General features: G+C 63.2%; 16 protein-coding genes. 10 read left to right on the top strand and 6 right to left on the bottom strand.

Annotated elements, in window-relative coordinates:
- Positions 1–201: 201 nt before the first annotated feature.
- The 6 genes from BT179_RS10910 to mqo all read left to right on the top strand — a co-directional run bounded on the left by BT179_RS10910 (position 202) and on the right by mqo (position 8043).
- Complete coding sequence (locus tag BT179_RS10910) at positions 202–1722, top strand: acetaldehyde dehydrogenase ExaC (RefSeq protein WP_072391467.1); 1521 nt, start codon at positions 202–204, stop codon at positions 1720–1722.
- Positions 1723–1969: 247 nt separating this feature from the next.
- Entirely contained in the window at positions 1970–2041 is a 72-nt protein-coding gene (gene pqqA / locus BT179_RS10905) for a pyrroloquinoline quinone precursor peptide PqqA (protein WP_003243383.1), read from the top strand.
- Positions 2042–2173: 132 nt separating this feature from the next.
- Entirely contained in the window at positions 2174–3331 is a 1158-nt protein-coding gene (gene ercA / locus BT179_RS10900) for an alcohol dehydrogenase-like regulatory protein ErcA (RefSeq protein ID WP_371128607.1), read from the top strand.
- On the top strand, positions 3315–4685 hold the full coding sequence (locus BT179_RS10895) for an ATP-binding response regulator (RefSeq protein WP_072431031.1): 1371 nt from the start codon (positions 3315–3317) through the stop codon (positions 4683–4685). The genes ercA and BT179_RS10895 overlap by 17 nt, the downstream gene beginning before the upstream one ends.
- 117 nt (positions 4686–4802) lie before the next feature.
- Entirely contained in the window at positions 4803–6008 is a 1206-nt protein-coding gene (locus BT179_RS10890) for an acetyltransferase domain-containing protein (protein ID WP_072391472.1), read from the top strand.
- A gap of 391 nt (positions 6009–6399) precedes the next feature.
- On the top strand, positions 6400–8043 hold the full coding sequence (gene mqo, locus BT179_RS10885) for a malate dehydrogenase (quinone) (RefSeq protein ID WP_072431030.1): 1644 nt from the start codon (positions 6400–6402) through the stop codon (positions 8041–8043).
- Positions 8044–8140: 97 nt separating this feature from the next.
- Here mqo and BT179_RS10880 read toward each other — a convergent pair whose 3' ends face one another.
- Entirely contained in the window at positions 8141–8617 is a 477-nt protein-coding gene (locus BT179_RS10880; RefSeq protein ID WP_072431029.1) for an Rrf2 family transcriptional regulator, read from the bottom strand.
- Between the two features lie 145 nt (positions 8618–8762).
- On the opposite strand from BT179_RS10880, the gene BT179_RS10875 reads away from it, so the two are divergent.
- A complete protein-coding gene (locus tag BT179_RS10875; RefSeq protein ID WP_072431028.1) occupies positions 8763–9656 on the top strand; it encodes an NAD(P)/FAD-dependent oxidoreductase in 894 nt (297 codons plus the stop codon).
- A gap of 21 nt (positions 9657–9677) precedes the next feature.
- Here BT179_RS10875 and BT179_RS10870 read toward each other — a convergent pair whose 3' ends face one another.
- From BT179_RS10870 to BT179_RS10860, 3 genes are read right to left on the bottom strand one after another with little or no spacing between them, the layout of a single operon-like run.
- Entirely contained in the window at positions 9678–10985 is a 1308-nt protein-coding gene (locus BT179_RS10870; protein ID WP_072431027.1) for a CitMHS family transporter, read from the bottom strand.
- 49 nt (positions 10986–11034) lie between these two features.
- Positions 11035–11358: an AtuA-related protein gene (locus BT179_RS10865; protein ID WP_176776514.1), complete on the bottom strand. Its 324-nt coding sequence runs from the start codon at positions 11356–11358 to the stop codon at positions 11035–11037.
- The gene (locus BT179_RS10860; RefSeq protein WP_072431149.1) at positions 11358–12710 is read right to left on the bottom strand and encodes an acyclic terpene utilization AtuA family protein; all 1353 of its coding nucleotides are present in this window, start codon (positions 12708–12710) and stop codon (positions 11358–11360) included. Before BT179_RS10860 ends, BT179_RS10865 begins: the two co-directional genes overlap by 1 nt.
- Before the next feature lie 101 nt (positions 12711–12811).
- On the opposite strand from BT179_RS10860, the gene BT179_RS10855 reads away from it, so the two are divergent.
- The gene (locus BT179_RS10855; protein WP_072431026.1) at positions 12812–13696 is read left to right on the top strand and encodes a LysR family transcriptional regulator; all 885 of its coding nucleotides are present in this window, start codon (positions 12812–12814) and stop codon (positions 13694–13696) included.
- A 53-nt stretch (positions 13697–13749) separates the two neighbouring features.
- On the opposite strand, the gene BT179_RS10850 is transcribed toward BT179_RS10855, so the two are convergent.
- Positions 13750–14601 (bottom strand): CAP domain-containing protein, encoded by an 852-nt coding sequence (locus tag BT179_RS10850; protein ID WP_072391494.1) that lies wholly within the window; start codon positions 14599–14601, stop codon positions 13750–13752.
- A 329-nt stretch (positions 14602–14930) separates the two neighbouring features.
- Here BT179_RS10850 and BT179_RS10845 point away from each other — a divergent pair, with 329 nt between their 5' ends.
- The gene (locus tag BT179_RS10845) at positions 14931–16157 is read left to right on the top strand and encodes an RtcB family protein (RefSeq protein WP_072431025.1); all 1227 of its coding nucleotides are present in this window, start codon (positions 14931–14933) and stop codon (positions 16155–16157) included.
- An 11-nt stretch (positions 16158–16168) separates the two neighbouring features.
- The gene (locus tag BT179_RS10840) at positions 16169–16798 is read left to right on the top strand and encodes a hypothetical protein (protein WP_072431024.1); all 630 of its coding nucleotides are present in this window, start codon (positions 16169–16171) and stop codon (positions 16796–16798) included.
- A gap of 28 nt (positions 16799–16826) precedes the next feature.
- Here the strand turns inward: BT179_RS10840 and mhpT are convergent, their stop codons facing one another.
- Positions 16827–18038: a 3-(3-hydroxy-phenyl)propionate transporter MhpT gene (gene mhpT / locus BT179_RS10835; protein ID WP_072431023.1), complete on the bottom strand. Its 1212-nt coding sequence runs from the start codon at positions 18036–18038 to the stop codon at positions 16827–16829.
- Between the last annotated feature and the right edge of the window lie 191 nt (positions 18039–18229).

Here is an 18229-nt window from a genome sequence, read left to right as displayed (position 1 = left end):
TCCATGCTGGAGCTGCCGACCTCATCGCAAGCAAGCTCGCTCGCACAAAGAAGCCCCGCTCATCCTCGGATCGCAGCAAAACCTACGACCAAATAACGAGAGCCCCCCCTGCCAACGACGCATTCGTCCGGCTTCCGGGGCTCTCTACCATCGGCCTATCGCCTGTCCCGTGACAGGCATCGACCAGGCAGAGGCCCAATCATGATCTATGCACAACCCGGAACCCCAGGCGCCGTCGTTTCCTTCAAACCGCGCTATGGCAATTTCATCGGCGGCGAATTCGTCGCGCCGGTCCATGGCGAATATTTCACCAACACCTCGCCGGTCAATGGCGAAGTGATCGCCGAATTCCCACGCTCCAGTGCCGCCGACATCGACAAGGCCCTGGATGCCGCCCATGCAGCCGCCGACGCGTGGGGCAAGACTTCTGTCCAGGACCGCGCCCTGGTGCTGCTCAAGATCGCCGATCGTATCGAGCAGAACCTGGAGATCCTCGCGGTCAGCGAAACCTGGGACAACGGCAAGGCCGTTCGCGAAACCCTCAACGCCGACGTGCCACTGGCCGCCGATCATTTCCGTTATTTCGCCGGCTGCATCCGCGCCCAGGAAGGCGGGGCGGCAGAAATCAACGAGTTGACCACCGCTTACCATTTCCATGAACCGCTGGGCGTGGTCGGGCAGATCATTCCGTGGAATTTCCCACTGCTGATGGCGGCCTGGAAACTGGCGCCGGCCCTGGCCGCCGGTAACTGCATCGTGCTCAAGCCGGCGGAGCAGACGCCACTGTCCATCATGGTTTTTGCCGAGCTGATCGCCGACCTGCTGCCGGCCGGTGTGTTGAATATCGTCCACGGTTTCGGCCGCGAAGCGGGCGAGGCCCTGGCCACCAGCAAGCGTATCGCCAAGATCGCCTTCACCGGTTCCACCCCGGTGGGCTCGCACATCATGAAATGCGCCGCCGAAAACATCATCCCGTCCACCGTGGAACTGGGCGGCAAGTCACCGAACATCTTCTTCGAAGACATCATGCAGGCCGAGCCGGCCTTCATCGAAAAGGCCGCCGAAGGTCTGGTGCTGGCGTTCTTCAACCAGGGCGAAGTCTGCACCTGCCCATCCCGGGCCCTGGTGCAGGAATCGATCTACGCGCCGTTCATGGCCGAAGTCATGAAGAAAATCGCCAGGATCAAGCGCGGCAACCCGCTGGACACCGAGACCATGGTGGGGGCCCAGGCCTCCCAGCAGCAATACGACAAGATCCTTTCCTACCTGGACATCGCCCGGGAAGAGGGCGCCGAGCTGCTCACCGGCGGCGCGGCCGAGCGCCTGGAAGGCGACCTGTCGAGCGGTTACTACATCCAGCCGACCCTGCTCAAGGGTCATAACAAGATGCGCGTGTTCCAGGAAGAAATCTTCGGCCCGGTGGTAGGGATCACCACCTTCAAGGACGAAGCCGAAGCCCTGGCGATCGCCAACGACAGCGAGTTCGGCCTCGGTGCCGGCCTGTGGACCCGCGACATCAACCGGGCCTACCGCATGGGCCGGGCCATCAAGGCCGGGCGCGTCTGGACCAACTGCTACCACCTGTACCCGGCCCACGCCGCGTTCGGTGGCTACAAGAAGTCCGGTGTCGGCCGTGAAACCCACAAGATGATGCTCGACCACTACCAGCAGACCAAGAACCTGCTGGTGAGCTACGACATCAATCCGCTGGGGTTCTTCTAACCCGATAGCACAGCTGCACCTGTGGGAGCGAGCTTGCTCGCGATAGCGGCCGATCAGTCAACCTGCGTGTTGAATGTCTCGACTTCATCGCGGGCAAGCTCGTTCCCACAAGGGGTAGGTAGTGGCATGTCATCCACCCCATACCAACGCACCCCATCCACCGCTTCGAAAGTAGCATTCGAGCCTGGGGCGCTGGATGCCTTAATGACCTTGCCGGAATCGCCCGGTACAAGAAGAGGAAAGACCCATGTGGACTAAACCCGCGTACACCGACCTGCGTATCGGCTTCGAAGTGACGATGTACTTCGCCAACCGATGAGTGCGGGCCCGGCCTGACGCGTTCAGGCCGGGCTACCCAATGGTCTGATTGCAATCACGGTGGGATGCTTTAGGCTCAGGGTATCCCAAGACAATAACAACAGGCTTACCAATGAGCCATGCACCTGTGAAGATGAGCCTCAGTCCACTGCGCAAGTTCGTATCCCCAGAAATCATGTTCGGTGCCGGCTGTCGGCACAATGTCGGCAATTACGCCAAGACCTTCGGCGCGCGCAAGGTGCTGGTGGTCACCGATCCAGGCGTCATCGCCGCCGGCTGGGTGGGGGACGTCGAGGCCAGCCTCCAGGCCCTGGGCATCGATTACTGCATCTACAGTGACGTTTCACCCAATCCCCGGGTCGAGGAAGTGATGCTCGGTGCCGAGCTGTACCGGGAGAACCACTGCGATGTCATCGTCGCGGTCGGTGGCGGCAGCCCCATGGATTGCGGCAAGGGCATCGGCATCGTCGTTGCCCATGGTCGCAACATCCTCGAGTTCGAAGGTGTCGACACCCTGCACATACCCAGCCCACCGCTGATCCTGATTCCCACCACGGCCGGCACCTCGGCGGACGTGTCGCAGTTCGTGATCATCTCCAACCAGCAGGAGCGGATGAAGTTCTCCATCGTCAGCAAGGCGGCGGTGCCGGACGTGTCGCTGATCGACCCGGAAACCACCCTGAGCATGGACCCGTTCCTGTCGGCCTGTACCGGTATCGACGCGCTGGTCCACGCCATCGAGGCCTTCGTGTCCACCGGGCACGGACCGCTGACCGACCCCCACGCGCTGGAGGCGATGCGCCTGATCAACAACAACCTGGTGCAGATGATCGCCAACCCGGCGGATATCGCGCTGCGGGAAAAGATCATGCTCGGCAGCATGCAGGCCGGACTGGCCTTCTCCAACGCCATCCTCGGCGCAGTACACGCCATGTCCCACAGCCTGGGCGGTTTCCTGGACCTGCCCCATGGCCTGTGCAATGCGGTGCTGGTGGAGCATGTGGTGGCATTCAACTACACCTCGGCGCCGGAGCGGTTCAAGGTGATTGCCGAGACACTGGGCATCGATTGCCGGGGGCTCAACCACCGGCAGATCCGCACCCGGCTGGTGGAGCACCTGATTGCTCTCAAGCGTACCATCGGTTTCCACGAAACCCTGGGGCTGCACGGGGTGAGCACCTCGGATATTCCGTTCCTGTCGCAACACGCGATGGATGACCCGTGCATCCTTACCAACCCTCGGGAGTCGAGCCAGCGGGATGTCGAGGTCGTCTATGGCGAAGCCCTCTGACGAGCAACAGAAAGCCCTGGCAGGGCTGCTGGGCCTGGGCAACCACTCGACACGCAAGAGCCATTATCCGGAGCTGGCGGCACGCCTGGAGGAGCTGGAGCAGGCCAAGTACCGCCTGCAGCAGCTCAACGACCAGCTGGAGCAGCGGGTGGCCGAGCGCACCGATGCACTGCTGGAGGCCAACCACAACCTGCAGCAGCAGATCGCCCAGCGCAAGCTGGTGGAGCAGCAACTGCGCCAGGCCCGGGACGCCGCCCAGGCCGCCAATCGCAGCAAGGACAAATACCTCGCCGCCGCCAGCCACGACCTGTTGCAGCCGCTCAATGCCGCACGCCTGTTGATCGCCACCTTGCGCGAGCGCGCGTTGCCCACCACCGAGCAATTGCTGGTGGAGCGCACCCATCAGGCCCTGGAAGGCGCGGAAGACCTGCTCACCGACTTGCTGGACATTTCCCGGCTGGACCAGGCGGCGGTTCGTCCCGACCCGGCGTCGTATCGGCTGGATGAGTTGCTGGCACCGCTGGTGTCGGAGTTCCAGTCGGTGGCCGGCGCCGCGGGCTTGGAGCTGCGGGTGCGCTTTATCGATGAAGCGGTGTTGACCGACCTGCGGCTGATAACGCGCATCCTGCGCAATCTGCTCAGCAACGCCTGTCGCTACACCGATCATGGCGGCATTCTCCTGGCGGCACGGCGCAGGGGCGGGTGGGTGAGCCTGGAGGTCTGGGACACGGGACGCGGCATCGCGGCGGATAACCTGGAGTCGATTTTCCTCGAGTTCAACCAACTGGACGTGGGGCGGGCCGCCGATCGCAAAGGGGTAGGGCTGGGGCTGGCGATCGTCGAACGGATCGCCAATATCCTCGGTCATCGGGTCCAGGTACGCTCCCGGCCGGGACGCGGCTCGGTGTTCAGCATCGAGGTGCCGCTGTCCGTGGACAAACCGCTGCCCGTGTCGCAGATGCCCATACAGGCGATGGCCGGCAACCCGTTGCCGGGCCGCCGTTTGCTGGTGATCGACAATGAACTGAGTATCCTGCAGAGCATGGCCGCATTGCTGGGGCAGTGGGGTTGCGACGTGTTGATCGCGACAGACGAAGCCGGGGCCCTGGATGTATTGCAAGGGCATGCACCGGAGTTGATCCTGGCGGATTTTCATCTGGATCATGACGTGGTGGGCTGCGAAGTGGTCAAGCACCTGCGTGAGCACTTCCAGCAGCCGATCCCGGCGGTGATCATCACCGCCGACCGCAGTGACCAGTGTCGTCGCGCCTTGCGCAAGCTGAACGCACCGCTGCTCAACAAGCCGGTCAAGCCCGGCAAGCTGCGGGCGGTGTTGAGCCAGATGCTCGGGTAAGGCCCAGGGTTGATGGGTTAAGCGGATTTCATGTTATGTTATCCGCTTTCGTTTGGCAGGGATTCTCATCCTCGCCAGGCGTGGACCCCCACGATCCCTTTGCATCCGAGTAATGCCATGAGCCTATTCCCACGCGCGACGAGTCCGTCCGGCGTCAGCGCGCCCACCCTGGCCTCCAGCGCCGCCGCCACCCACGTCCGCATGCTCGCCATCGATGCGTTGCGCGGTTTTGTCATGCTGTTGATGCTGGTGGACCATGTCCGCGAGACCTTTCTGCTGCACCGCCAGGTCAGCGACCCCATCGACGCACTGAGCGTCACCCCGGACCTGTATTTCACCCGCCTGCTCAGCACGCTCTGCGCCCCGGTGTTCATTTTCCTCACCGGCCTGTCGGCGTGGCTTTACAGCCAGAAACACACCGCGGGCCAGACGTCGTTGTTCCTGCTCAAGCGCGGCCTGTTCCTGGTGTTCCTGGAACTGACCTTTGTCTGTTTCGCCTGGAACGCCGAATTCCCGCCCAGGACCTTATGGCTGCAGGTGATCTGGTGCATTGGCCTGTGCATGATCGTCCTGGCCGCTCTGTTGCACCTCAAGCGCAGTTGGCTGATTGCCCTGGGGGTGGTCATCGTCGCGGGGCACAACCTGCTCGATGGCGTGGTGCTGGGGCCTGACTCGCCATTTTTCGTGCCTTGGTCGATTCTTCACCAGCGCGCGTTCATCGATATCACCGAATTCACCCGGGCTCGCACCACTTATCCGGTATTGCCATGGATCGGCGTGATCCTGCTGGGCTGGGCCATCGGGCCGTGGTTCGGCAAGGACACTGCGCCTGCGGTGCGGCTGCGCCGGCTGTTGCAGGTCGGCATCGGCCTGCTGCTGGCCTTTGTCTTGATCCGTTACCTGAACGTGTATGGCGACAAGCCCTGGGTCCAGACCGGTGATGCGCTGCGTACCGTCATGAGCTTCCTGAGTGCGACGAAGTATCCGCCGTCCCTGATGTTCCTGCTGCCGACCCTGGGCGTGGGCTTGATACTGCTGGCGCTTTTCGAGAAAGCCCGGCAGCGGGGCAGCATCGCGCTACTGGCGATCTATGGCGGCGCCCCGATGTTTTTCTATCTGCTGCATCTTTACGTGCTCAAGGCGCTGTACCTGGTGGCGGTGGCCATCTGGGGGACCAACCAGGGCGCCTATTACGGCTTCGACCACCTGCCGATGGTCTGGCTGTGGAGCGTGCTGCTGGCGGTCGTGCTGTTTTTCCCCACGCGTTGGTTCGCAGGGGTCAAACAGCGCCGCCGTGACATCGCGATCCTGAAATACTTCTGAAGGCCGGGATCTGCGGGGCTTGCGCGTCAATGCCAGTCCCGCTGGGCCATCAAAATGCCCGATTTTACCCAGCGCTTTTGTCAGGAATATGAAAAAGGGGCTTCGGTCTCGTTATTTCATTATGTAAACTCCCCCCGCTGCGACAATCGGGCACGGCCACGCCAGGCCCGATGACGACCGTTTTGCAGTGTCCCTCACCCAGCTGAAGCCAAGACCTACAAGAAGTCAGCGCCGGAGAGACATAAATGAGAGGCCGACGCACTGCTCGGCCCTGTAGGTCCTTCCTCCAGTCCTTCTCGATAACCGCCATGCTGGCGCAGCCGGCCATGGGCGTGGTCTATCCTTGAGCAGACGGGAGGACGGAATGGCGTTCCATCCTAGGGATACACACATGTTGAAGAAAACACACACGGCGCTACTGGGCCTGGCGATGGCGATGGGTCTTGCGACCACGCACGCCGCCGAGCCAAAAAAAGTGGATGTCTTGCTCATCGGTGGGGGCATCATGAGCACGACTCTCGGCGTCTGGCTCAATGAGCTGGAGCCGGGCTGGACCATGGAAATGGTCGAGCGCCTGGACGGTGTTGCCGAAGAGAGCTCCAACGGCTGGAACAATGCCGGTACCGGCCACTCTGCGCTGGCTGAACTGAACTACACGCCGGAAGACAAGAACGGCAAGGTCGACATCTCCAAGGCCATCGAAATCAACGAGGCCTTCCAGATCTCCCGTCAGTTCTGGTCCTGGCAGGTCAAGAACGGTGTACTGAAGAACCCGCGCTCGTTCATCAACTCCACGCCGCACATGAGTTTCCTGTGGGGCGAGGAGAACATCGCGTTCCTGAAGAAGCGCTACGAAGCGCTCCAGGCCAGCCCGTTGTTCGCCGGCATGCAGTACTCCGAAGATCCCGAGCAGATCAGCAAATGGGTTCCGCTGATGATGCAAGGTCGTGATCCGAGCCAGAAAGTGGCAGCCACCTGGAGTCCCCTGGGCACCGACGTGAACTTCGGCGAGATCACCCGTCAGTTCGCGACCTACCTGCAAACCAAGCCGAACTTCTCCCTCAAGCTGTCCAGCGAAGTGGAAGACATCACCCGCAATGAAGACGGCAGCTGGCGCGTTTCGTACAAGAACCTGAAGGACGGTACCGAAACCGAGACCGACGCCAAGTTCGTCTTCATCGGCGCCGGTGGCGGTGCGCTGCACCTGCTGCAGAAGTCCGACATTCCGGAAGCCCGTGAATACGCCGGTTTTCCGGTAGGTGGCTCGTTCCTGGTGACCGAGAACCCGACCATCGCCCAACTGCACCTGGCCAAGGCCTACGGCAAGGCTTCGGTCGGCGCGCCGCCGATGTCGGTGCCGCACCTGGACACCCGCGTGCTCGATGGCAAGCGTGTGATCCTGTTTGGCCCGTTCGCGACGTTCTCCACCAAGTTCCTCAAGAACGGTTCGTACTTCGACCTGCTGACCAGCACCACCACCCACAACGTGTGGCCGATGACCAAGGTCGGTATCGAGCAGTACCCTCTGGTCGAGTACCTGGCCGGCCAGCTGATGCTGTCGGATGAAGATCGTTTCAATGCCCTCAAGGAATACTTCCCTGAGGCCAAGCAGGAAGACTGGCGCCTGTGGCAAGCCGGCCAGCGCGTACAGATCATCAAGCGTGACGAGGAGAAGGGCGGTGTCCTGAAGCTCGGTACCGAAGTGGTCGCGTCCCAGGATGGCAGCATCGCCGGCCTGCTGGGTGCCTCGCCAGGCGCTTCGACCGCTGCGCCGATCATGCTGACCGTGCTCGAGAAAGTCTTCAAGGACAAGGTCGCCACCCCGGCCTGGCAGGAAAAACTGCGCCAGATCGTGCCGAGCTACGGCACCAAGCTCAACGAAAGCCCTGAGCGCGTCGCTCAGGAATGGACGTACACCAGCGAGGTCCTGCAACTGGACCCGCCGCCGGCAATCGGCAAGCCAGGCGCTGCCGTGGTTCCGGCCAAACCGGCTGCCGCCCGTGAAGCCAATCCGGCGGCCGACATGGCGCTGTAAACCGGACGCTGTCTGGTCAGGAAAAAAACGCCGCTCATCGAGCGGCGTTTTTTTATGGGCGATGGCGGCGCGATCGTGACAGCGGCGCTCAGCCTTCTCAATGCCCGTTGCGTTCCACAGGGGAAAGGCCATCGGTGCCTGCCCCGCAACCCTCCCGAAAACGCTGGTCGAAATCCTCCGCCAACTGCGCCAGGGTAATGCTTCCCAGGCGCTTGAGCAGCAAGGCTTGCGCCTCATCGAACGCATCCGTCAGCGCCGCGTTGACGGCTTGCTCCACCAGGCACTGCGGGTGATCGGTGGACAGGCCGATGGCAAAGATCGTGGTGTTGCCCAGGGCCTGGTGGATGTCCAGCAAGGTCATTTCCGACAAGAGCTTGCTCAGGGTCCAGCCGCCACGGTGGCCTTTTTCCGAGGTGACGTAGCCCTGCTCCTTGAGCAGGGCCATGGTGCGGCGCACCACGACGGGATTGGTACCCAGCATCTGCGCGATGGTGTCGGAGGTGGCCGATTGCTGATGGCGATCCATATGGATCAGGACGTGAAGCATGCGGGACAGGCGGGTGTCGTTTCTCATGATCGCTTGGGGTTCTGAAGTCGATGCGGTGCCGAGTATCGCCTGTAATTGCAAAAGTTACGAGATCGTTGACAGCTGCTTTTCAAGAAACATACGATGTGTCGAGACTTTTGCAACGCCTTCCAAATCACGCTGGAGAACGACCATGGATTACGACGTCATCATCGCCGGCGGCAGCTATGCCGGTCTGTCCGCAGGTCTTCAACTGGCTCGCGCCCGGCGCAGGGTGCTGGTGATCGATGCCGGCCAGCGTCGAAACCGCTTCGCCGCGACGTCCCATGGCTTCCTTGGCCAGGACGGTCGTGCCCCCGGAGACATTGCCGAGGATGCTCGTCGGCAGTTGATGGCCTATCCAACGGTGCAATGGCTTGCCGATTGCGCAGTCAGCGCCCGCAAGGAAGGGGATGGCTTCAGCCTGGAAACCGCCGGCGGGCAATGCTACAGCGCCCGGCGCCTGCTGCTGGCCACGGGAGTGACCGATGAGCTGCCGGCGGTGCAAGGCCTGGCCGAGCGCTGGGGCAGAAGTGTTTTCCATTGCCCGTACTGCCACGGCTACGAGCTGGAGCAAGGGCCCATAGGCGTGCTGGCGACTTCGCAAATGTCGCTGCACCACGCCTTGATGCTGCCGGACTGGGGGCCCACCACCTTCCTGCTCAACGGCGCGTTCGAGCCTGACCCCGAACAACGGGCGAGCCTCGAGCGGCGCGGCGTGACACTGGTATCGCAACGGGTGCGGCGCATCGAGGGCGAGCGGGCCGACGCCGTACTGGTCGATGGGTGTGTGGTGGCCCTCGATGGCCTGTTCGTCTTGCCGCGCACCCGCGTCGCCGGCACCCTGGCCGCGACCCTGGGCTGCGATTTCGAAGACGGCCCGCTTGGCGCCTTCATCCAGAGCGACATGACCCGGGAAACCAGCGTGCCGGGGGTGTTCGTCTGTGGTGATGCGGCCATGCCCTTCGGCTCGGTGGCGCTGGCCGTCGGTGATGGCGTGCGGGCGGGGTCGGGGGTGCACCGGTCGCTGATTTTCGACACGCATTGAAATCGGCACGCCTGGTTGGGCTCACGCCTGGATCGCCCCGGTCGCCACGGCGAAAGCCAGCATTACCAGGCTGACGCCCCAGGCCCAGAAAAAGGTGTACGCCATGTGCTTGCGCAGTTCCACGCCGCTCAGGGCCAGTGCCAGGTAGACGCTGGGTACCACCGGGCTGATGGAGAAACCGGTGTTCTCGCCGATCAGCATGGCGCGAGCCACGGCCTCGAGGGGGACCCCGGCAGCGGCGGCCACGTCCTTGATCACAGGCAACAGGGCGAAGTAGTAGGCGTCCGGCGAGAAGATCATGCCCAGGGGGACGCCGAACATACCGATGATCACGTGCAGGTACTGGGCCGAACCGGCTGGCAGGATATCGATCAATGCCAAGGCCATGCCATCGGACATCTTGGCGCCGGAAAGCACGCCCAGCAGCACGGCGGCGGCCATCATCACCAGCACCATTTGCAGCGCATCGAACGCATGGGCCTTGAGACGCTCGGCCTGTGCATCCAGGGAGGGGAAGTTCAATGGCAAGGCGATACCCAGGCCGACCATGAAACAGGCATAGAGCGGAAAGATGCCGGTGAACAGGCACGCCAGGATCCCGCCGGTCAGGATCACATTCAGCCAGTAGCGCAGGTCCCGGGGAGAGAGGCTGAACTCACGGCCCTGGAGTTGCAGTTCATCCAGGTCGCATGTGGCCGCCGCGCCCAACGACAGGGGGCGACGGCGCTGGGCCCGCAGCCCCAGCACTGTCGCCACCAGCAGCATGCAGGCCAGACCCACCATCTGCACCGGCAGCAGCCCCAGCCACAGCTCGGTGGCATCCAACCCGGAGACAGCGGCGGCCCGGGCCGTGGTGCCGCCCCAAGGCACCATGTTCACGACCCCCGCCGTGGTACCCACCAGGCACAGCAGCATGGCGGGGCTCATGTTCAGCCGCTTGTACAAAGGCAGCAACGCCGGAATGGTCAGCAGGAAAGTGGCGGCGCCGACCCCGTCCAGGTGCACGACGGAGGTCACCAGTACCGTGACCCACGCCACGGCGAGGGGCTTGCCGCCGGTGCTGCGGATCAGCAGGTTGACCAGCGGGTCGAACAATCCACGATCGCGCATGATGCCGAAAAACAGGATGGCGAACAGGAACAACGCGGCCGTCGGGGCCACCGTGGCCAGCCCGGCCTTGATGAATTCACCGATCTGTCCAAGGTTGAAACCGGCCAGCAGGCAGATGGCGACGGGCAGGGTGGTGAAAGCCACCACGGGGCTGATCCGGCGCATCAGTATCAGCCCGATGATGCCCAGCATCATCGTGAATCCCAGGAGAGTGATCATGTTGCGACCTCGCTTTTTATTGTTGTCGGCGGTTCGGGTGGAAGAGCGGTCAGCCCGGTGGTTCGGGCAGGCACAGGGCCAATAACAGGTAGCTCAGGCTCTTGCCGTGGCGGTCGAGGCCGCAGCTCAGGTTCACGCCCCCCTCCAGTGCATCTTCGAGCACGAAGTTGAGTGCCTTGAGGTTCGGCAGCTCGTAGCGATGGACCCGGGAGGGCCGTCGCGTGGCGAATTGCGCGGCGACGCGCGCCGCGCTCAGCTCGCGTACCAACCATGGGTAGTGCGCCGGATCGTGGGGAAACACCGCGACACTGAGGATGTTGCCTTTGTCTCCGGCGCGGGCGTGGGCGTAGTCGGCGAGCAGGACCGTGTTCATCAGTGCCACTCCAAGGTCGTATGGATTTCGCTTCGCGGCAGAAGGAAGCTGCGGGTCGTGACGGCTTCGCTGAGGTGGCGACGAACGCCTCCGCCACCGGCCGGTCCGTTGGTATAGAGCGACTCCACCTCGGCCAGGAGAGCTTCGACCAGAGATCGCTGGGAATGGGTCAGGCCAACCCGCACGCGTACATCGTCGAGCGCTGGGGCCTGGGCCAGGCGTTGTTGCAGATAGCGGCCATCATGGTCGTTGAACAGGCTGGCGATGCCGGATAAGTCGATCCAGGGCTGCACGCCGGGTGCCAACCTGTCGAAGCGCTGCAACAGGATTTCCCGGGCCAGGGCCGCACGGGCCACGGCGCCAGGGCCGGCATAGGAGATTTCCGCCTCGCCGAACCAGAGGCCGCGCACGCCCACCAGGCCCTTGAGTGTGTCGGGACGCGGATGCCCGAGCAGGCCGCTGATTTCCACCCGGTCGTCGCCCAACGACCGCACCTGTGCCTGGCCCAGGTCCAGCACGACGTCTGGTGTCAGGTATCGCTGTGGGTCGTGCACTTCATACAGCAGTTGCTCCTTGACTGTCTGTTCGCTGACCCGTCCACCACAATGGCGGGTCTTGCCGAGGATCAGGCGACCGTTCTCATGGATCTCGGCGATCGGGCAGCCGAGGTTGGCCGGATCCGGAACATCTTTCATCCCTGGATGGGCAAAATAGCCGCCGGTGACTTGGGTGCAACACTCCAGCAGGTGCCCGGCCGCGGTCGCAACCGCCATCTTCTGCCAATCGTCGGCGGCCCAACCCAGCCCGTGTCGTATCGCCCCCACCGCCAGCGACGGATCGGCTACCCGACCGCAGAGCACGACACCGGCGCCTTCGGCCAGCGCCGTCGCGATGCCGTCGGCGCCGGTATAGACATTCACCGACACCGGGTCGTGTTCCGCCGGAGCCAGGGACAGCCAGCGATCGTAGCGTGCTGGCTTTTGCTCCAGCAGGTCGTCGCCCAGCACGCAGGCGATTTTCAACCCGGGGTAGCGTCCCCCGAGGCTGTCCCGCAACCGTTGTGCCGCCGCCCTGGGGTTGGCGGCGCCGCCGTTGGTGATGATGGGGATCCCGGCTTCGATGCACACCTGCATCATCGGTTCGAGGAAGTCGAACAGCCGGGACGCGTATCCAGCCTGGGGATCGAGCCTTTTGCGCAGTTGCGCCTCGGCCAGGGTCCGCTCGGCCAGCAGCTCGAGCATGATGTAGCGCTGGCCGCTTCGTTGCGCCAGGTCCTGGGCCAGGCGCAGCGCGGCATCTGGACGGTCATTGGCGAAACCGGCGCCGCACCCGACGAGGATTGTTTTTGTCATGTCCATGTCCACTGAGGCGATGGCTCATGGTGGCTGCAACGCATTGTTCTGTGAATTTTAAAGGTAAGATAAATTGATCCAGTATCTTTATAAGTGCGCCCATGAACGTTTCCTTCAGACAGCTTCGCGCCTTCATCCTGATTGCCGAAACCTCCAGTTTCACCCGTACCGCCGAGCAGTTGCATCTGTCCCAGCCAGCCCTGAGCTACAGCATCCGCAGGCTGGAAGAAACCATGGGGCTGGCGTTATTGGCGCGTAACACCCGCAGTGTCGAGTTGACGCCGGCCGGCGAACACTTCCTGCCCCAGGCCAGGCGGATGCTCAGGGACATGGACGATGCCGTGCGCGACGCTCGCGATACTCTCAGCCTGAGCCGCGGCACCCTGCGCCTCGGGGCGTTGCCCACCGCTGCCGCGTCCTTCCTGCCCGTGGTCATTGCCTCGTTCCAGCGCGAGCACCCGGGAATACGAGTGAGTGTGCTGGACGGCCGTGCGGGGGAAATCATGGGCTGGGTTCAGCGCGGCGAGGTGGACGCAGGCATCACCTCATTGCCGGACGACCTGTCCGGGCTGAGCTTCGTACGCCTGTTGGATGACAACCTGGTATTGCTGGCGCACAAGGATCATCAACGCGACAGTCTGGACGGCTGGAAGCGCCAGCCCTATATCGCCCTGACACCCGATACCAGCATCCGTCCCCTGGCAGATGCGGCGTTGCGCTATTTGAATGTCGAGCCGGAACCGGCGTGGGAGGTGGCCCACATGAGCACGGCCACTGGACTGGTGCGCGAAGGCCTGGGATTTTCCCTGCTGCCGGCCAGTTGCACGGCGGTGTTCAACATCGGTGAGCAATGCTCGGTGATTGCCATCGACCAGCCCGGTAAGCGCTCCATCGGACTGCTGCAGCGCAAGCCGGTGGCCCAGTCACCGTCGTTGAGCCGGTTCATGCAGCATTTGCGGCAGACGTTGCGGCAGGAGCCGCTTTGATGGGGTGGGATGCCGTTGCGCGGGGTACGCGATAACGGCGCCCGGGCCAATCCCTACTGCGTGCCAAACATGGCCGTCCAGTAGATTCCCGCATCACTTTTCGGATCGGTGGCGTACCCGGCGCCCAGCTCGCGGTATTGCGGGTTCATCAGGTTGGCGCAGTGTCCTGGGCTCGCCAGCCAGCCGTCCACCACCTTGAGGGCGGTGTCCTGTCCGGCAGCAATGTTCTCGCCGATCAGCTGGCCGAGATAGCCGGCCAGTTCGGCGCGGTCGCCGGGCATGCGGCCGTCTCGGTCCTTGTGGTCGAAGAAGTTATTGTTGGCCATAGCTCGGGCGTGGCTCACGCCAGCGAGGGCCAGGGTGGCGTTCCACGACAGCGGTGTGGTGGCCGAGAAGGCTTGCGTGCCACAGCGGCGCGGCTGTGCGCGGGCACTGTTGATCAGCTTCAGCAGTTTCTGGCCTTCGGCCTGCCAGTCGCCCAGGCGCGCCGACAGCAGCGGGCGCGCCAGTACGATTCGCCATTCGCGGTCCATGCGGCTGACCCCGATGTCGACGAACTGCGGGTCGAGCACTACCTGGCAGAAACTCTCCTGCACGGCTTTCATCGCCGCTTGGGCATCCCGCGGGCCCGACAGGCTGATGGCCTGCACGTTGACCATCGGATAGGCCGCCCGCGCCAGTGCTTGCTGCAGATCGCCAATGCCATTGGCCGACAGGATCAGTCGCGAATCCATCGCCAGCGGCGGCAACTCCAGCGAGGCCTGGCCGGCGCAGCTCTGGGATTGGCTGCGGTAGAGATTGATGGACTCGACCAGTTGCGTCTCTTCGGTGGCAGCGGCACCGGCGGCGAAGGCCAGGCCCAGCGACAGCACCACAAGACGCATGGCGGATGAAATGGCACGCATGTAAATCTCCCTTGAGCGGACGGCGCCTATGATGCGCAATTTTTGCCCCGCTGGGGCAACGGTTTCACGCTCTGTTGAAGTCCCTGGCACGATACCGTCCGGCACCGCTTGGGACACTCCTCATCGTATGGGATCGATTTTGTGCCAAATAAGTCCATTTCCGTGGTTTTTAGCCGGCCAATCATAAAGGATTCGACTGCAGCGGCGGCTGTTGAAAGCGCCCTGGGACGCCGACCTTCGACAAATCCCCCTGAATCTGCGTTCATGCTGGCTGTCAAAGTCGTGAGCCGCCCATGAAAGCGGCTCGCCCATCGAACAGAAGCCGGACCATGGAAGAAAGAACCTACGAACTGCTGGAAGTCGCCAATGGCAAGCCCGTCAAGCTCTGGACCCAGGGCGTGCCGGTTCAAGCCGAGGCCCGCCAGCAACTGATAAACACGGCGAAGATGCCCTTCATCTTCAAGCACCTGGCGGTGATGCCCGACGTGCACCTGGGCAAGGGCTCCACCATAGGCAGCGTGATTCCCACCGTGGGTGCGATCATTCCTGCCGCGGTCGGGGTAGACATCGGTTGCGGCATGATCGCCGCCCGTACCTCGCTGACCGCGACCGATCTGCCGGACAACCTCCATGGCCTGCGCAGCGCCATCGAGAAAGCCGTGCCCCACGGGCGTACGGTCAGTCACGGCGGGCGGGACAAAGGCGCCTGGAACAGCGTTCCCCCACAGGCCGACCAGGCCTGGGGCGCGCTGGCCGAGCGGTTCAAGGCGATTACCGACAAGTACCCGAAGCTGGCCCGGAGCAACAATCGCCAGCACCTTGGCACCCTGGGCAGTGGCAATCATTTCATCGAGGTATGCCTGGACGAAGCCAACCGGGTCTGGTTCATGCTGCACAGCGGCTCGCGCGGCGTGGGCAACGCCATCGGTAGCTTGTTCATCCAATTGGCCCAGGCCGACATGCGCCAACACCTCGCCAACCTGCCGGACCGCGACCTGGCCTATTTCGAGGAGGGCAGTCGGCATTTCGACGATTATGTGCAAGCGGTGGGCTGGGCCCAGGATTTCGCCCGGCAGAATCGCGCGCTGATGATGGACGCGGTGATACGCGCCACCCGCCAGGTCATCACCAAGCCGTTCGAGGTGGCGCTCGAAGCGGTCAATTGTCATCACAATTACGTGCAGAAGGAACGCCATTTCGGGCGCGACGTCCTGGTCACTCGCAAGGGCGCGGTGTCGGCGCACAAGGGCGAGCTGGGGATCATTCCAGGTTCGATGGGGGCCAAGAGCTTTATCGTCCGGGGGCTGGGCAACGAGCAATCGTTCTGCTCCTGCAGCCATGGCGCGGGCCGGGTCATGAGCCGCACCCAGGCGAAAAAACGCTTCAGCGTCGAAGACCAGGTTCGCGCCACCGCTCATGTGGAGTGCCGCAAGGATGAGGCGGTGATCGATGAGATCCCCATGGCGTACAAGGATATCGATCAGGTCATGCACGCCCAGCGTGAGCTGGTCGAGGTCGTGCACACCTTGCGTCAGGTGGTGTGTGTCAAAGGTTGAGGAAGCCCGTCATGTTGAATGTGGTTGAAAGGCAAGCCAGCGCCGCCTTGCGCCAGCGGATGGAAAAGGCCGGCTGCGCCTTCGATTTCCTGGTGCTCGCTCCCGAACCGGGTGAGGCGGTCACCCCAGCGCTCCACCGCGAGGCGGTGGACCTGCTGTTCCGGTCCATCATGAACCAGTGGCTGGAGCGCCATCGCCAGTTGATCCTTGATCCTCGGTTTGCCGGCGCCACGCCTCCCGATATGCGCTGGGATCTGGACAAGGCCAGGCCCAGGCCCCTGGACCGGCAAGAGATCGAGCAACTCCTGCATGCCGACAAGGCGGCGCACGACCCGCCGCCTTTTGCCTTGTACGAAGCATTTTGCGAGCCGCCCTACGGCACTCGCTTCGTCGACGACAGCCCACAGGCGCTGTTCAAGGACTGGCTCGATGTGCTCGGGCTCGAGGAGGGGGCCGAGGTGCTGACCTGGGTCGACAACTTCAACCTCGACTGGCTGGCCAGCGACGAGCCCGATCCGGCACGTGATCCCTGGAGCAATTACTTCGAAGATGGGCTGGAGTGGTGGGGCGTGTGGTGCCTCAGTATCTGGAATCCCCGGCGCCGCACGCTGAGCGTGCTGGCGGCCAGCACCACGGATTGACTCCATCGGCCCTCGTCCTGCCTCCTTGTCAGCGCGCGGCTTGCACCTCACCTGCCGACACCGCGCGGGTCATCACACCGATGGCCGCCAGGGCGGCGATCACCAATCCGGGGGACGTCGCCAACAGGACGCCGGTCGTTCCTGCGCCGGCCGCCAGGATCTGCCCGGCGGCCAAGGGGCCTGCCACCGAGCCCAGGCGCCCGATGGCCACCGCCGCCCCGACGCCTGTCGCCCGCACGGCGGTGGGGTAGGAGGGCGGCGCCAACGCATAGAGCACTAGTTGCGCCGCCATCACGAACAGTCCGGCGGCGAATCCGGCGATGGTCATCGGCACGATGCCGACTGAAAAACCCACTCCGGCCAGTGCGCTCAACAAGCCGGCATAGACGAACAGCACCACCTTGATGCCGTTGCAGCGGTCCAGCAACCAACCACCGAGCAACGACCCGAGGGTACCGCCAATGTTGAACAGCATCTGCACCAGGCCGGCCTGGGGCTTGCTGAAACCTTGTTCCAGCAGCAACGAAGGCAGCCAGTTGAGCAACATGTACATCACCGTCAGGGTGAAGAAGTAACTCATCCAGAGGGACAGGGTGGTCCGGCTGCGACCCTCACCGAACAGCGCCTGGCCAGTGGAGCCGCGAGTTTGCGGGCCAGCAGCCCGTGCCTGGCGAAAGGCACTGGATTCCGGCAGCCACAGCAGCATCAATGGCACCACCAGCAGCGGCGCCAGGCCGCCGATGAAAAACGTCATCTGCCAATGTTCGCCCGACAGCATGGCGACCACCGCCGCCAGCGCTCCTCCCAGCGGAACGCCTGCGTACATCACGCTGATGGCGGTGCCGCGTCGCTGTTCGCCCACCGCCTCGGCACACAGGGCAATGAGGTTGGGCAGGGCGGCGCCAAGGCCCAGGCCTGTCATGAAGCGCACCAGCAGCAGGCTGGATACGCTTTCGACATGGGCTGTGCCGAGGGAAAAGACCCCGAACAGCAGCACAGCACCCACCAGGATTTTCTTGCGGCCGATGCGATCGGCGATCCAGCCGCCGAAGAAGGCGCCTGGCAGCAGCCCGATGATGCCGGCGCTGAATACCCAGCCCATCATTTTCGGGTCCAGGGCAAACGTCTGTCGCAGACCGGCGGCAGCGGTGCCGGCCGATTGCAGGTCGAAACCTTCGATCAACGCAACGATGAAACACAAGGCAATGGTCAGCGTTGCACGACGCGCCGGATGGTTCATGACAAGTCCTCTTATTGTTTTTGTCGGGGGCCGGTGATGGAGCCGGCGAGGCAGCGGGATTTAGATTAACAAAGCTAACTAAAAAATGAATGGCCTGAAGAAACGGGCTGGAAATCGATATTTTTTCCGTTAAATCATGGCCTTGAGGGAAAAAGGCACTAAAACGGCAAAACAAGTTAACGATATTAATG

It is taken from the genome of Pseudomonas sp. NFACC43 (assembly GCF_900119645.1).
Classification (GTDB): domain Bacteria; phylum Pseudomonadota; class Gammaproteobacteria; order Pseudomonadales; family Pseudomonadaceae; genus Aquipseudomonas.
The sequence above is the reverse complement of the archived record's forward strand: the minus strand, read 5'-3'. Positions and strand labels throughout refer to the sequence as shown.